This is a genomic window from Stappia sp. (genome assembly GCF_048261845.1).
In the GTDB taxonomy this organism is placed as follows: domain Bacteria; phylum Pseudomonadota; class Alphaproteobacteria; order Rhizobiales; family Stappiaceae; genus Stappia.
The window spans coordinates 1-13,523 of sequence record NZ_JBLXFR010000080.1 but is presented as its reverse complement, the minus strand read 5'-3'; the positions used below and the strand labels follow the sequence as shown (position 1 = coordinate 13,523).

General features: G+C 66.7%; 13 protein-coding genes. 8 read left to right on the top strand and 5 right to left on the bottom strand.

The window, feature by feature from the left end; translation table 11 throughout:
- Together mepA and lepA are read left to right on the top strand one after the other, a co-directional pair.
- Positions 1-953, top strand: a 953-nt coding sequence (gene mepA, locus ACN0T5_RS19705; protein ID WP_417770319.1) for a penicillin-insensitive murein endopeptidase, incomplete at its 5' end; no start/stop codon positions are given.
- A 110-nt stretch (positions 954-1,063) separates the two neighbouring features.
- Positions 1,064-2,869 carry a translation elongation factor 4 gene (lepA, locus tag ACN0T5_RS19700; protein WP_417770318.1) on the top strand — a complete coding sequence of 602 codons (1,806 nt, stop codon included), beginning with the start codon at positions 1,064-1,066 and terminating at the stop codon, positions 2,867-2,869.
- 17 nt (positions 2,870-2,886) lie between these two features.
- On the opposite strand, the gene ACN0T5_RS19695 is transcribed toward lepA, so the two are convergent.
- A complete protein-coding gene (locus tag ACN0T5_RS19695) occupies positions 2,887-4,524 on the bottom strand; it encodes a B12-binding domain-containing radical SAM protein (protein ID WP_417770317.1) in 1,638 nt (545 codons plus the stop codon).
- Between the two features lie 356 nt (positions 4,525-4,880).
- Between ACN0T5_RS19695 and ACN0T5_RS19690 the strand changes: the two genes are divergently transcribed.
- Positions 4,881-5,081, top strand: coding sequence for a cold shock domain-containing protein (locus tag ACN0T5_RS19690; protein WP_417770316.1), 201 nt, complete (start codon positions 4,881-4,883; stop codon positions 5,079-5,081).
- 96 nt (positions 5,082-5,177) lie between these two features.
- Here ACN0T5_RS19690 and ACN0T5_RS19685 read toward each other — a convergent pair whose 3' ends face one another.
- Positions 5,178-6,338 (bottom strand): MFS transporter, encoded by a 1,161-nt coding sequence (locus tag ACN0T5_RS19685; protein ID WP_417770321.1) that lies wholly within the window; start codon positions 6,336-6,338, stop codon positions 5,178-5,180.
- A gap of 248 nt (positions 6,339-6,586) precedes the next feature.
- Between ACN0T5_RS19685 and glpK the strand changes: the two genes are divergently transcribed.
- The 3 genes from glpK (at position 6,587) to ACN0T5_RS19670 (ending at position 9,905) form a co-directional block, all read left to right on the top strand.
- Positions 6,587-8,083, top strand: coding sequence for a glycerol kinase GlpK (glpK, locus tag ACN0T5_RS19680; RefSeq protein WP_417770315.1), 1,497 nt, complete (start codon positions 6,587-6,589; stop codon positions 8,081-8,083).
- Between the two features lie 207 nt (positions 8,084-8,290).
- Positions 8,291-9,019 (top strand): hypothetical protein, encoded by a 729-nt coding sequence (locus ACN0T5_RS19675; protein WP_417770314.1) that lies wholly within the window; start codon positions 8,291-8,293, stop codon positions 9,017-9,019.
- Positions 9,020-9,128: 109 nt separating this feature from the next.
- Positions 9,129-9,905 carry a DUF1194 domain-containing protein gene (locus ACN0T5_RS19670; RefSeq protein WP_417770313.1) on the top strand — a complete coding sequence of 259 codons (777 nt, stop codon included), beginning with the start codon at positions 9,129-9,131 and terminating at the stop codon, positions 9,903-9,905.
- A 7-nt stretch (positions 9,906-9,912) separates the two neighbouring features.
- On the opposite strand, the gene ACN0T5_RS19665 is transcribed toward ACN0T5_RS19670, so the two are convergent.
- Positions 9,913-10,779 (bottom strand): SDR family oxidoreductase, encoded by an 867-nt coding sequence (locus ACN0T5_RS19665; protein ID WP_417770312.1) that lies wholly within the window; start codon positions 10,777-10,779, stop codon positions 9,913-9,915.
- A 117-nt stretch (positions 10,780-10,896) separates the two neighbouring features.
- Between ACN0T5_RS19665 and ACN0T5_RS19660 the strand changes: the two genes are divergently transcribed.
- Complete coding sequence (locus ACN0T5_RS19660) at positions 10,897-11,232, top strand: hypothetical protein (protein WP_417770311.1); 336 nt, start codon at positions 10,897-10,899, stop codon at positions 11,230-11,232.
- A gap of 57 nt (positions 11,233-11,289) precedes the next feature.
- Here ACN0T5_RS19660 and ACN0T5_RS19655 read toward each other — a convergent pair whose 3' ends face one another.
- Both ACN0T5_RS19655 and ACN0T5_RS19650 read right to left on the bottom strand, forming a co-directional pair.
- The gene (locus tag ACN0T5_RS19655) at positions 11,290-12,150 is read right to left on the bottom strand and encodes a TrmH family RNA methyltransferase (protein WP_417770310.1); all 861 of its coding nucleotides are present in this window, start codon (positions 12,148-12,150) and stop codon (positions 11,290-11,292) included.
- Positions 12,147-13,115, bottom strand: coding sequence for a class I SAM-dependent methyltransferase (locus ACN0T5_RS19650; protein ID WP_417770309.1), 969 nt, complete (start codon positions 13,113-13,115; stop codon positions 12,147-12,149). Before ACN0T5_RS19650 ends, ACN0T5_RS19655 begins: the two co-directional genes overlap by 4 nt.
- Positions 13,116-13,393: 278 nt before the next feature.
- On the opposite strand from ACN0T5_RS19650, the gene ACN0T5_RS19645 reads away from it, so the two are divergent.
- Positions 13,394-13,523 (top strand): SRPBCC domain-containing protein (locus ACN0T5_RS19645; RefSeq protein ID WP_417770320.1); only part of this gene is annotated, 130 nt, incomplete at its 3' end.

Here is a 13,523-nt window from a genome sequence, read left to right as displayed (position 1 = left end):
ACCCGGCCCGCTCGCGTTCTGCCGCCCCCCCCCCGCCACAACCGGCACCGCCCGACCGCGCGGAAAGGCCCGCCGAGGCGGCCCCGGCGGTGCGGGAGACCCCCGCCGTTGTTCCGGCGAATGTTTCGCCCTCGGCCGTTGCCAAGGATCTCTTCGGCGCCATGCGCTCGCCCGCGCCGCTCGCGGCCCGTTCCATCGGCTCCTATGCCAAGGGCTGCGTTGCCGGCGCCACGGCACTGGCCGTCGACGGGCCGAGCTGGCAGGTGATGCGCCTGTCGCGCAACCGCAACTGGGGCCATCCGGAACTGATCGACATGCTGCAGCGGCTGGCCGCCGACGCGCCCGCGCTCGGCTGGAACGGCCTGCTTGTCGGCGACCTCGCCCAGCCGCGCGGCGGGCCGATGACCTCCGGCCATGCCAGCCACCAGATCGGCCTCGATGCCGACATCTGGCTGACGCCGATGCCGGACCGCACGCTCACCCGCGACGAGCGCGAGAGCATGTCGGCGGTCTCCATGCTGAAGGGCCCGTCCAACCTCAAGGATGCCGACCGGGGCGTCGATCCGGCGAAATGGAGCGATGCCCGCGCAAGGCTGATCCGCCGCGCGGCGCAGGACCGGCGCGTCTCGCGCATCTTCGCCCATCCCGGCATCAAGCAGGCGCTCTGCCGCTTCGAGACCGGCGACCGCGCCTGGCTGAGGAAAGTGCGTCCCTGGTGGGGCCACCACTACCATTTCCATGTGCGCATCGCCTGTCCGGACGGCAGCATCGGCTGCAAGGACCAGAACCCGCCCCCTCCCGGCGATGGCTGCGGCCAGGAACTCACATGGTGGCTCTCCGACGAGCCCTGGGTGCCGAAAAAGCCGGCCAAACCCGCAAAGCCGTCGAAGAAGAAGCACATGACGCTCGCCGCCCTGCCGGACGCCTGCACGCAGGTTCTGGTGGCGAGGTAGAGGGAGATGGCGCCGCCGTCGGGCGGCGCAAGGAAGCACCGGCCTCTTTTTCCTTGATGCGCCGCGCAATCCCCTTTGCGCCGGCCTGCGGCGATGGTAAACGGGCGCGCATGAGCACGCAGAAAATCTCCGACATCCGCAATTTCTCCATCGTGGCGCATATCGACCACGGCAAATCGACGCTGGCCGACCGCCTGATCCAGATGACGGGCACGCTGACCAGCCGCGAGATGAAGGAGCAGGTGCTCGATTCGATGGACATCGAGCGCGAGCGCGGCATCACCATCAAGGCGCAGACCGTGCGCCTGATCTACAACGCCGCCGACGGCAAGCAGTACAAGCTGAACCTGATCGACACGCCGGGCCATGTGGACTTCGCCTACGAGGTGTCGCGTTCGCTGGCCGCCTGCGAGGGATCGCTTTTGGTCGTCGATGCCAGCCAGGGCGTCGAGGCGCAGACGCTCGCCAATGTCTACCAGGCCATCGACAACGACCACGAGATCGTCTCGGTGCTCAACAAGGTCGACCTGCCGGCGGCCGAGCCGGACCGGGTCAGGGAGCAGATCGAGGACGTCATCGGCCTCGACGCCTCGGAAGCTGTGATGATCTCCGCCAAGACCGGCCTTGGCGTGGAAAACGTGCTGGAGGCGATCGTCAACCGCCTGCCGCCGCCCGAAGGCGACCCGGACGCGCCCTTGAAGGCGCTGCTCGTCGACAGCTGGTACGACCCGTATCTGGGCGTCATGGTGCTGGTGCGCATCATCGACGGGCGGATGAAGAAGGGCCAGAAGATCAAGATGATGGGGGCGGGCGCCTCCTACGAGATCGACCGCGTCGGCGTCATGACCCCGAAATTCCTGATGACCGACGATCTCGGCCCCGGCGAGATCGGCGTCATCACCGGCTCCATCAAGGAAGTGGCGGACACCCGCGTCGGCGACACGATCACCGACGAGCGCAAGCCGACAGCCCAGGCGCTGCCCGGTTTCAAGCCGGCCCAGCCGGTGGTCTTCTGCGGCCTCTTCCCGGTCGATGCCAACGACTTCGAGGACCTGCGCGCGGCGATGGGCAAGCTGCGGCTCAACGATGCAAGCTTCTCCTACGAGATGGAGACCTCGGCGGCGCTCGGCTTCGGCTTCCGCTGCGGCTTCCTCGGCCTCTTGCATCTGGAGATCGTCCAGGAGCGGCTGGAGCGCGAGTTCGATCTCGACCTGATCGCGACGGCGCCCTCGGTCGTCTACCGCATGCACCTGACCGACGGCACCTTGAAGGAGCTGCACAATCCGGCCGACATGCCGGACCCGGTGAAGATCGAGACCATCGAGGAGCCGTGGATCCGCGCCACGATCATGACGCCGGACGAATATCTCGGCGCCATCCTGACGCTCTGCCAGGAGCGGCGCGGCGTGCAGGTCGACCTGAACTATGTCGGTTCGCGCGCCATGGTCACCTATGACCTGCCGCTCAACGAGGTGGTCTTCGATTTCTACGACCGGCTGAAGTCGATCTCCAAGGGCTATGCCTCCTTCGACTACCAGATCACCGACTACCGCGAGGGCGACCTGGTGCGCATGTCGATCCTGGTCAATGCCGAGCCGGTCGACGCGCTGTCCGTGCTGGTCCACCGCTCGCAGGCCGAGCGGCGGGGCCGCGCCATGTGCGAGAAGCTGAAGGACCTGATCCCCCGGCACATGTTCAAGATCCCGATCCAGGCGGCCATCGGTGCCCGGGTCATCGCCCGCGAGACCATTGCCGCGCTGCGCAAGGACGTGACCGCCAAGTGCTATGGCGGCGACGCGACGCGCAAGCGCAAGCTTCTGGAAAAGCAGAAGGAAGGCAAGAAGCGCATGCGCCAGTTCGGCAAGGTGGAGATCCCCCAGGAAGCCTTCATCAAGGCCCTGAAGATGGACGAGTGAGGCTTGCGGTCGCCGCCCTACTCGGCGGCGACCAGCACCGGCTGCTGCCAGCGGCCGGCCTCGATCTCGGCGATCTGCGCGTCGATGCGCTGGAGCACGAAGCGCGAGAACGGGCCGAGATGGACGTAGAGCGCCACCATCTGCAGCATCGGGTTGAGCGCGCGCGGGTTGTGGCGCAGCGTGAAGGCGATCATCCGCCACAGGTGCCCGCGATGCTCGGGCTTGTGTAGCGTGATCGACCAGACGAGCCGGCCGAGCTTCTTCACGTCGCTGAGGAGGCGGGCGTTGAGAACGTCGCCATTCGGCCCGCTCATGTCGAGCAGCGAGACCATCCTTTTCAGCCGCCCGAAATACGCGTCCGGCGCGTAGACCCGCGCGATCACCTTGCGGTAGTCGGCGAGAATCCGCTCGCGCGGGCGCAGGGTCTCGAAATTGAGCCCGGCCGTGCACTGGTCGCCCTGCTCGTGGTCGGGATCGGCTACGTCGAATTCGGCGTGCAGGCGTCCTTGCGCGGCGAGGCGCCGGGTGAGCTGCGTCGTGGGAAGCGCGTAGAGAAGCCCGGTCATGGCGACGGGAATGGCGGCCTCCTCGATAAGGTTGGCGATCTCGTCCGCCACACGGTCGCTCTCCTCGTCGAACCCGACGATGAAGCCGCCGATGACGAAGATGCCGGCTTCATAGATCTTGTGAACGCTGGCGGCGATGTCGCGCCTTGTGTTCTGCTTCTTGCGGGTGGCGATCAGCACTTCCGGGTCGGGGCTCTCGATGCCGACGAAAACGACGAAGAAGCCGGCCTGGCGCATCATTTCCAGAAGGTCGTGATCGTCGGCCAGGTTGAGCGATGCCTCGGTCGAGAGCTCGAACGGGCGACCCTGCGCCTTTTGCCAGGCGATCAGGTCCGGCAGGAAGGCTTTCACCGCCTTCTTGTTGCCGATCAGGTTGTCGTCGACGAAGTCCACATGGCCGCGATAGCCAAGATCGTAGAGCGCCTGCAACTCGGCCAGGATCTGCGCGCTGCCCTTGGTGCGCGGCTTGCGCCCGTAGAGCTCGATGATGTCGCAGAACTCGCAGGTGAACGGGCAGCCTCGGGAGAACTGCACATTGACCTGGACATAGTCGGAGAAGTTGAGGAGGTCGAAGCGCGGCACCGGCGTGGTGGTGACGTCGGCCTTGAACTTCTCCGCCTCGAAGGTGCCGGACCGTTCGCCGCGCTCGAACGCTTCAAGGAAACGCGCGAAGATGCCCTCCGCCTCGCCGATGACGCGGAAGTCGGCGGTTGTGTAATGGTCCGGGCTCGACGTCACGTCCGGACCGCCCACGACGACGGGGATGCCGGCCTGCCGGCACATGGAGATGATCGCGAGCGTGTCGGACTGCTGCGGCAGCATGCCGCCGGTGAAGACGACATCCGCCCAGGCCAGGTCTTCGTCGCGCAGCACCGTCGTGTTGCGGTCGACGAGCCGCGGCGTCCAGGTGTCGGGCAGCATCGCGGCGACCGTGATCAGCCCGAGCGGCGGTGCCGGATATTTGGCGCCGACCAGGGTGCATGTCTCCTGGTAGTTCCAGAAGGACCCGGCCTGGAAGCGCGGATAGAGCAGAAGAACGTTGACGTTCTGGTTCATCGTGAACTCGTCGCGTTGGTGGTGGCGGGTCATCAGGGGCAGGATATCAAACTTGACGGTTTTTGCATGGCCTGCCAGTGCGAATTGTCGGTTCGGCGTCGCAGGCCTTGCAAAATGAAATAGGGTCACCATTTCTTAACGGTAGTTGTTCATCATTCGCTGACGATATGGCGCGCCTTCCGGTGTCGCATGCCTGTCACCCTCACATTGCAAGATGAGGACCGGGCGCTTTCGAGACGAACCGAGACGCAATTCGTCATGCGACTGCGCGACACGTTCCGCGCGAGCATGGACGTTGCCCCGGCGCGACACGCGCGCCACGGCGGCATGACCGGCACCCCGGACGGGTGCGCAACACCACTGACAAGAACGATAAGAAAGAGACTGAAATGGACTTTGGCAATGTAAAGTGGTTCGACATCAAGCAGGGTGTTGGCCAGATCGAACCGGACGAGGGCGACTTCGTCCATGTTGACATGGCGGCGCTGCGCCGCGCGGGTCTTCCGACCCTGCGCGAAGGCCAGCTTGTAGCCTATGAGCTCAACTATGCCCGCGGCCATTCCGCCGCCGAGAACCTGCGCGTCCTGTAAGGGGCGACATCAAACCGCGCGGCGTTGAAAAACGCCGCAAGCGAAGCGCCGCTGCCGTGACGGGCACGGCGCTTTTTGCGTTTAGAGGGAGACTGCTCAGCCGGTTCCGCGCTCAGTGCTCATCAGCCGCCTGAGCCGCAGCATGGCGACAAGCCCGAAGGCCGGACCCAGCGCCAGCAGGGCAAGCAGCACGGGCCAGCCGGCCAGGTCCACGACCACCGGCGTTGCCTGTACCGTGACGAAGGTCAGCGCGAAACCGATCGCCGTCTGCAGCGTCATCAGGCTGCCCGCCTGGGAGGCCGGGGCGAAATCCGCCACCAGCGCCGAGAATTGCGGCGAATCGGGTGCAATCGACGCTCCCCAGACCAGAAAGACCGCGCAGAGCAGCCAGGGCGGGCCGCCAAAGGCAAGCGCGGCGGCAAGGGCGCTGGCAAAGCTGAAAGCCAGTGCGATGATCGCCACGGTTTCCTTGCCGATACGGTCGGCCACCAGCCCTCCGACGATACAGCCGATGCCGCCGGCTGCGATTGCCGCAAAGGTCGTCATCCGGGAGAGGGGCAGTGCGGTGGCATCGTCAAGCGTGACGGCGAAGGCGGCCGCCATCGCCGCGCCCGCCCAGGTCCACATGGCATAGAGCTCCCACATGTGGCCGAAATATCCGGCATAGGCGAGACGAATGCGGCGATCCGTCCAGGCTCGGCCGATGACGCTCGGGTCGAAGCGCGGCGACGTTGCATGGTACGGGCCAAGCCGCACGCCGAGCGCGAGAACGGCCGCGGCAAGGGAGGCGAGCGAGGCGAGAAGCACCGTGACGCGCCAGTCGGCGCCGCCGCCAAGCGCGATCAGGTGCGGGGCGGCTGAGCCGAGCGTTACCGCGCCGACCAGCAGCCCGACAAGAAAACCGCGATCCTTCACGCCCCAGCCGACGGCGATCTTCATGCCGACCGGATAGACGCCGGCAAGCAGCGCGCCGGTGAGAATGCGCGCCGCGATAGCCCCGTTGCCTCCCACCGGCAGAACCAGCAAGGCCGCGTTGACCAGTGCCGCCAGCGTGGCGCAGGCCGCAAGCAGGCGTCCGGGGTGCAGACGGTCGGGAAGGCCGAGAAAGGCCGAGAGAAGTGCGCCGGCCACGAAGCCGACCTGCACGCCGCTGGACAACAACGCCTGCCGGACCGCCGGGATCGGCGTCTCGGCGAGCATTTCCGGAAGGATCGCGGCGGACACGAACCAGAGCGACAGTGCGGCGATGACCGCGATTGACAGGAGGCTGAGCGAGAACGTCTTTATGGCCGCAGACCCGGTCTGGCCGCGATCGCGGCGACAGGAAGGTGCGGCCGGACGACCGCTTGCCGAAAACCTAGCAAGGTCGGTGAAACGCGTCGATCCTGCATTCGGGCATCGCAGCCATGCAAGAGGGCGAGATTTTCGATTGACCGCTTTTTTGCTTCGTTTGATGGTTTTTTTCGGCAATAAGGAAAGAAAACGAACGTACCGGGAGGCGGCGTGTGAGCGGCGGACATATACTCGCAATCGATCAGGGCACCACATCGAGCCGGGCCATCGTCTTTGACGGGGGGCTGCGGTCGGTGGCGGTCGGCCAGCAGGAATTCGCCCAGCATTTCCCCCATTCCGGGTGGGTCGAGCATGCTCCGCAGGACCTGTGGACCTCGACGCTGGCCGTCTGCCGCGAGGCGTTGGCGCAGGTCGAGGGCGGGGCTTCGGCGATCGCGGCGGTCGGCATCACCAACCAGCGCGAGACGACGCTGGTATGGAGCCGCAAGACCGGCGAGCCGGTCTGCAATGCCATCGTCTGGCAGGACCGCCGCACGGCGGAGTTCTGCGCCCGGCTGAAAGGGGAGGGACACGAGGCTCTGTTCGCGCAGCGCACCGGCCTGCTGCTCGACCCCTATTTCTCCGGCACCAAGCTTGCCTGGATCCTCGACAATGTGGATGGCGCGCGGGCACGCGCGGAGGCCGGCGAATTGGTGTTCGGCACGGTCGACAGCTGGTTGATCTGGAAGCTGACCGGAGGGCGGTCCCATGTCACCGATGCCACCAATGCCTCGCGCACGCTGCTCTACAATATCGACGAGAACCGCTGGGACGAGGAACTGTGCGGCATTCTCGGCGTGCCCTTGTCGATGCTGCCTGAGGTCAAGGACAGCGCCGACAGTTTCGGCACGGTCGAGGCGGAGTATTTCGGGACGGAATTGCCGATCCTCGGCGTTGCGGGTGACCAGCAGGCGGCGACTGTCGGGCAGGCCTGTTTCCGGCCCGGCATGGTCAAATCGACCTATGGCACAGGCTGCTTCGCGCTGATCAACACCGGCGAAACCCGGGTTACCTCGCACAACCGCCTGCTGTCGACGATTGCCTACCGGCTTGACGGCAAGACCACCTACGCGCTTGAAGGCTCGATCTTCGTCGCCGGGAGCGCTGTGCAATGGCTTCGCGACGGGCTCGGCATCATCGACAAGGCTGCCGACAGCCAGCAACTCGCGGAGGCATCGAACCCGGAGAACCGGCTCTATCTGGTGCCCGCCTTTGTCGGTCTTGGAGCGCCCTATTGGGATCCCGATGCGCGTGGCGCCCTGTTCGGCCTGACGCGGGCGAGCGGTCCGGCCGATTTCTGCAGGGCGGCGCTGGAAAGCGTCGGCTACCAGACCCGCGACCTGATCGAGGCCATGCGCGCCGATGCGGCCGGCATCGACACCACGGGCATCGTGCTGCGCGTCGATGGTGGCATGACCGCCTCGGACTGGACCATGCAGTCCCTCGCCGACCTGCTCGGAGCGCCGGTCGACCGGCCGCAGATCCTCGAGACGACGGCGCTGGGCGCCGCCTGGCTCGCCGGCTACAAGGCGGGTGTGTGGCCGGACATGGAAGCCTTCGCCGAGACCTGGCATCTCGATCGCCGTTTCGAACCGGCCATGGAAGAGGAGGCCCGCCAGACGCTCTATGCCGGCTGGCAGGATGCGGTGCGCCGCACCCGAACCAACTGATACGGACACGGGACGCAGCGGTTCTCCGCGCGGTGCCGTCGTTCCATGCATCCTGACACATGGGAGGCGTGCCGGCCGTCTGGCTTGACGTCGCGTATTCCGGCATTCGTTCGTTGCGAATTCTCTCTCTCCGGGGTTGAATGACATGCGCCAAGCTCCCGTCATGCGGGAGCGGCGGCGATTTCGATCAGCCATTTGGAGACGACCATGCCCGTATCCCGTTCTTCCGCCACACTCGAAAACGGTCTGCCCTTGCCCTATGCCGGCCTTCCCCATGTCGACGATGTCGAGCGTTTCGACCCGGCCGGGGATGCGCCCCTGTTTGCAGCCCTCGCCGATATCCTGATCGACGAGGGGCTGGATGACACGTTCGGCGTCAACCTGCTGCATGTGCATTTCACCCTCGCCGAGGGTGAAACCGTCTGGGAAAGCCATGACCGGCGGGCCAACAGCCTGTCCGTCACCGTCTGCGCACGCGGCTCGGCGATGTCGCGCGAGGGCCGGCCGACATCCTGGCGTTTTCTCGATGGCCGGTGGTTGCCGCTCGCCTTCGCCCGCCACGGCCTCGACGAGAGGGAGCTGGCGCGCGCGGCTCCCGCCATGGAGCGGATCGGCCGGTTGCTGGAAGAATCCGGCCAGGCCGGGCGCTTCGGGCTCTGCCTGGCGCGGGGCGGCTTGCGCTCCTGGCCGCTGCGCATCCACGTGGAGCGGACCGACGAGGCCGGCCGCCGCCAGATCCTTGCGCCGGAATGGGCGCCGCTGCGCGACCGGGGCCAGGACCTCGACACGTCCTGGACATTCCATCCGTCCCTGCTGGCGCGTGCCGGCATTGTCCGCAACACGGGCACCCGCTGCAGGAGCAAGTGCAAGACGACCTGTCTTGTCGGAAGTGTCCACGGACCGTGGCACGAGAAGGAACACAAGAAGGAGGTCTGAGACGCGCCAGCCTCGCCGGAACGTGAAAGCCGGTTGCCGGCTTTCGCATTCCCTTGCGTGAGCCGGCATGTTTCACTCGGGCGTCACCGGATTGCCCTGGAGAAACGGCATGCGCGCATTCGTCCGCCTCGTGCTTTCCCTGCTGCTTGCAGCCGCCGCGCCGCTCGCGGATGCGGCGGCGGAAGACGTGGATCTGGAGCTTGTGCTCCTGGCCGATTCCAGCGGCTCCATCGACGATGCCGAAATTCGCTTCCAGCGACAGGGCTACGCCGATGCCGTAACCGACCCCATGGTGCTCTCCGCCATCCTCGACAATGCCCACGGCAAGATCGCCGTTACCTATGTCGAATGGGGAAATGCGGCCTCGCAGGATGTCGTCGTCGGCTGGACCGTGATCGACGGGGCCGATGCCGCCCGGCGGTTTGCCGAAGCGCTGATGACAGCGCCGCGCAGGGCGTATGGGCGCAACGCCATCGGCTCGGCGCTGCTGAAGGGCAAGCGGCTGATCGAGGAGAGCGGCCATCGCGGGGTCCGGCGCGTCATCGATCTCTCGGCCGACAGCGCCAACAGCTGGAACGGTCCGCCGCTGGAAACCGCCCGGGCCGAGGTGGTTGCCGCCGGTATCGTCATCAACGGCCTGGCCGTCCTGTGCCGGCACTGTTCGGGCCGCCCGGTCCGCTACGACCTGGAAGAGGCCTTCGCCAGGCTGATCATCGGCGGTCCCGGTTCCTTTGTCGTGACGGCCGATTCGAGGGCGACCTTCGCCGATGCCGTCCGCAAGAAACTGATCCTGGAAATCGCGGCGCTACCGCCCGAGCGCAACATTGCCGCCCTGTCCGGCCCGCAGGTGCGCTTCGGCAGCGACGGGGAGGCGCGCGGCAAGTGAGACGTGCTCAGCGCCAGCCGTCGCGATGCAGGGCCGAAAGCGCCTCGCGATAGGTGGGAAACAGGAAGTCGTAGCCGAGCTCGGACTTTACCCGGGCATTCGAGACCCGCTTGTTCTCGCCGTAGAACGAGCGGGCCATCGGGCTGAGGTCGGCACTCGCGAAATCCTGTTCCGGCGGCGGCGCCACGCCAAGCAGACCGGCGGCATGGGACACAACGTCCTGCGGCGGCGCCGGTTCGTTGTCGGTGATGTTGAAGACGCGCGTTCTTGCCGGACCGTCGATTGCCGCTTCCAGCGCTCCGGCGATGTCCGCCACGTGAATGCGGTTGAACACCTGGCCGGGCTTGACCAGCCGGCGCGCGGTGCCCTTCTCGAAATTGACGAAGGCGTTGCGGCCGGGACCATAGATGCCCGACAGGCGGAAGACCTGCACGACACGCTCATGCGTTTCGCCATGCGCCAGCCATGCCTGCTCGGCCGCCACCCGCTGGACGGAGCGCCGCGATACCGGCTTGCAGGGTGTTTCCTCGTCGACCCATGCGCCGCCATGGTCGCCATAGACGCCGACCGTCGACAGGTAGCCGGTCCAGGCGGGCCGGGCGGCGGCAAGGTCCGCGCCGTGATGGAGAAGCACCGGATCGCCGGCCTCCCCCGGAGCGATCGAAACCAGCACATGGGATGCCTGCGCAAGGGCTGCGGCGATGCCGTCACCCGGCGCCGTTCCGTCGAACAGGAAGGGGGCGATGCCGCGCGCCCGGAGCGCCTCCGCCTTGTCGGGGCTGCGCGTCGTCGCGCCGATCCAGGTGCAGCGCTGTGCGATGCGCGTGACGAAGGCATCCGCCGAGTAGCCGATACCGAAGACGAAGAGGCGCATGGTGTGATTTCCCAGAGGTTGTGGTTTTGTGGTATTTTCTCACAAGGCGTGTATCGGTGGCGGATCCCGCCGCACCGGGGTCAACGCCGTTTTATTGCCGGTACAGGGAGTTTCAACATGGATATCGCAAAGACGCTGCAGGCGCGGCCCGCTTCGCAGACCTGTGGACTGATCGATTTCGACACGGCCGAGGTTTTCGTCGGTCTCGGCGGCAATGGCAAGTTCCTGCTCGTCACCGGCGAGCGGGCCACCGTCTCGATGCGGGTCGACCTGCGGCCGCTCGTCTATGTGACGCAGCCGGACTACTGGGGGATCGAGGTCGTCGGTTGCGTGTCCGGCATCGTCCTGCCGCAGACCGCGCCCTACGCCGAGACGCTGGAAATTTCTGCGGTCGCGGGCACGAAGGGCATCGAGGTGATCGGCGCAGGCGAAAGCCGCCGGATCGACCTCTAGGGTCGGGATCCCGGGCGGAAGCCCGGCGGGACGCTCGCCGGGCTTCCGCCGTGCCGCTCAGAGCGCAAGGTCGGTGCGGCGGATCTCGTAGAGCATGACCGCCGTGGCGACCGCAAGGTTCAGGCTGTCGGCCTGTCCGGCCTGTGGGATGCGGGCGAGCGCGCCGCAGGCCTCTGCCATCTCGTCGGGGAGGCCGGACTGTTCGTTGCCCATCAGCAGCAGGGCGGGCCGGGCATAGGTGATGGTCCGGTAGTCGCTCGACCCCTTGAGATGCGTGCCGACGACCGTGCCCGGCCAGGCCTGCGCGATCTCGCGGAACTCGGCGCGCTGCAGGCGTACAAGCGGCACATGGAAGAGCGAGCCCATGGTGGCGCGCACCGCCTCCACGGCAAAGGGATCGGTGGTCTCGCCGACAAGCATGACGCCGGCCGCGCCGACCGCGTCGGCGGTGCGGATGATGGTGCCGAGATTGCCGGGATCGCGGACCTGGTCGAGGGCCACCCACACGGCATCGGGGCGGGCCGCGATCGCCGCGCGCAAGGAACCGGGGGGCAAGGTTTTTTGCCCGTAGACGCCGACCACCATCTGCGGGTTGTCGCGCCGCGTCATCGCCGCCAGGACCGGGGTCGAGACCTCCAGGATCGTCGCCCCGCGTGCACGCGCCATGGCCGCGACCTCGCGCGCTGTCGCGCTGTCGCGTGCTTCCGGTCCGATCGCCAGCATGTCGACCTCCCAGCCGGCGGCGAGCGCGTCGGTCGCAAGCTTCAGTCCCTCGGCGACGAAGCGGCCCGTGCGCTGGCGGTGCTTGCGCTGGGCGATCAGCGCCTTGATGTCCTTGACCAGCGGGTTGGAAAAGGAGGTGACCTGCTTGACCTGGCCGGCCTTGCGGGCGCCGGGTGGATCGTCGCGCCCGCTCATTGTCCGCTCCACCTGCTGTAGAGGGAGGTCGAAAGGGTCCGTCCGCCGGTCTCGGACCGCAGCACCAGTTCTCCCGATTCAAGCCGCCCCCCGCGTGCTGCCAGCGTATCGGCCATCACTTCGTGCAGGGCCAGGAAGCTGGCGCGGATCGCATAGGCGGTCAGCACGAGGAAATCGGCCTCCGGCGACAGGATCTTCTCGATCATCGGCAGCATCTGCGGCAGGCTTTCGTAAAGGTCCCAGATCTCTCCCTTCGGCCCGCGTCCGTATTTCGGCGGGTCGAGCAGGATGCCGTCATAGACATTGCCGCGTTTCACCTCGCGGGCGACGAACTTGGTCGCATCCTCGCAGATCCAGCGGATCGGCAGGTCGTCGAGGCCCGAGAGCGCCTGGTTCTCGCGCGCCCAGCCGACGGCCTTCTTCGAGGCATCGATATGGGTCACCTCGGCGCCGGCGGCGGCCGGCACCAGAGAGGCGAGGCCGGTATAGCCGAACAGGTTCAGAATGCGCATCGGCCGCCCGCCCGCCGCCTGGCGGGCCCTCACGCGGTCGGCCATCCACTGCCAGTGCGCGGCCTGCTCGGGAAACACGCCGACATGGCGGAAGGACATGAAGCGGCCGAGAAACCGCACATCGCCGAATGCCATCTGCCAGGTCTCCGGCAGGTCGCGGTTCAATCGCCAGCGTCCGGGCCCGTCATCCTCGTCATTGCCCGTGAAGACGGCATCGGCCGCGTCCCAGCGGCCCTGCGGCAGGTGCGGCGCGCCCATCGCTTGCGGCTCGGGACGGTCGACGACAATGCTGCCATAGCGCTCGAGCTTGCGGCCGTGGCCGAAGTCGAGCAGCGCATAGTCGGACCAGCCCCGTGTCTGGAGCATGCTCGGCCAGACCGGCACCGGCGGGTTGCCGGCCGGTGCGGCCTCTTGCGTGTCGCCGGTTGCCCGGTCTCTCGCCTCGTCGGACAAGCGATGGTCCTTTCCTGCGGTGGTCTTGCGCGTGATCCCTGGCGAACGCCTTAGGGCGCTTGCCGGCCGCGGTCAATCGCCATGCGCTGTCGCGCCAGACCCCGGGCGGAAACGGCTCGGCGGGAACCGCGCCTGCCGCGCTGCACCAAAGAGAAGTTTGTAGCTGATTTTCTTTCAAGCACTTGAAAGGCGGGGCCGGCTTGGTCAAGCTGTGCGCAACTGAAGATGCGCAAGGCGCGGCGACACGCGCGCGAACCCTTTTGCAAAGGCACCGGAACATGGATTTGGTAGGTGAGTACCGTTTGTTTGCAGGTCGTGGTGTTGTGTGGGAAGCGTTGAATGACGCGGATGTTTTGCGTCGTTGCATTCCCGGCTGCCAGTCTCTTGAGAAGGTTTCGGACCGGGAGA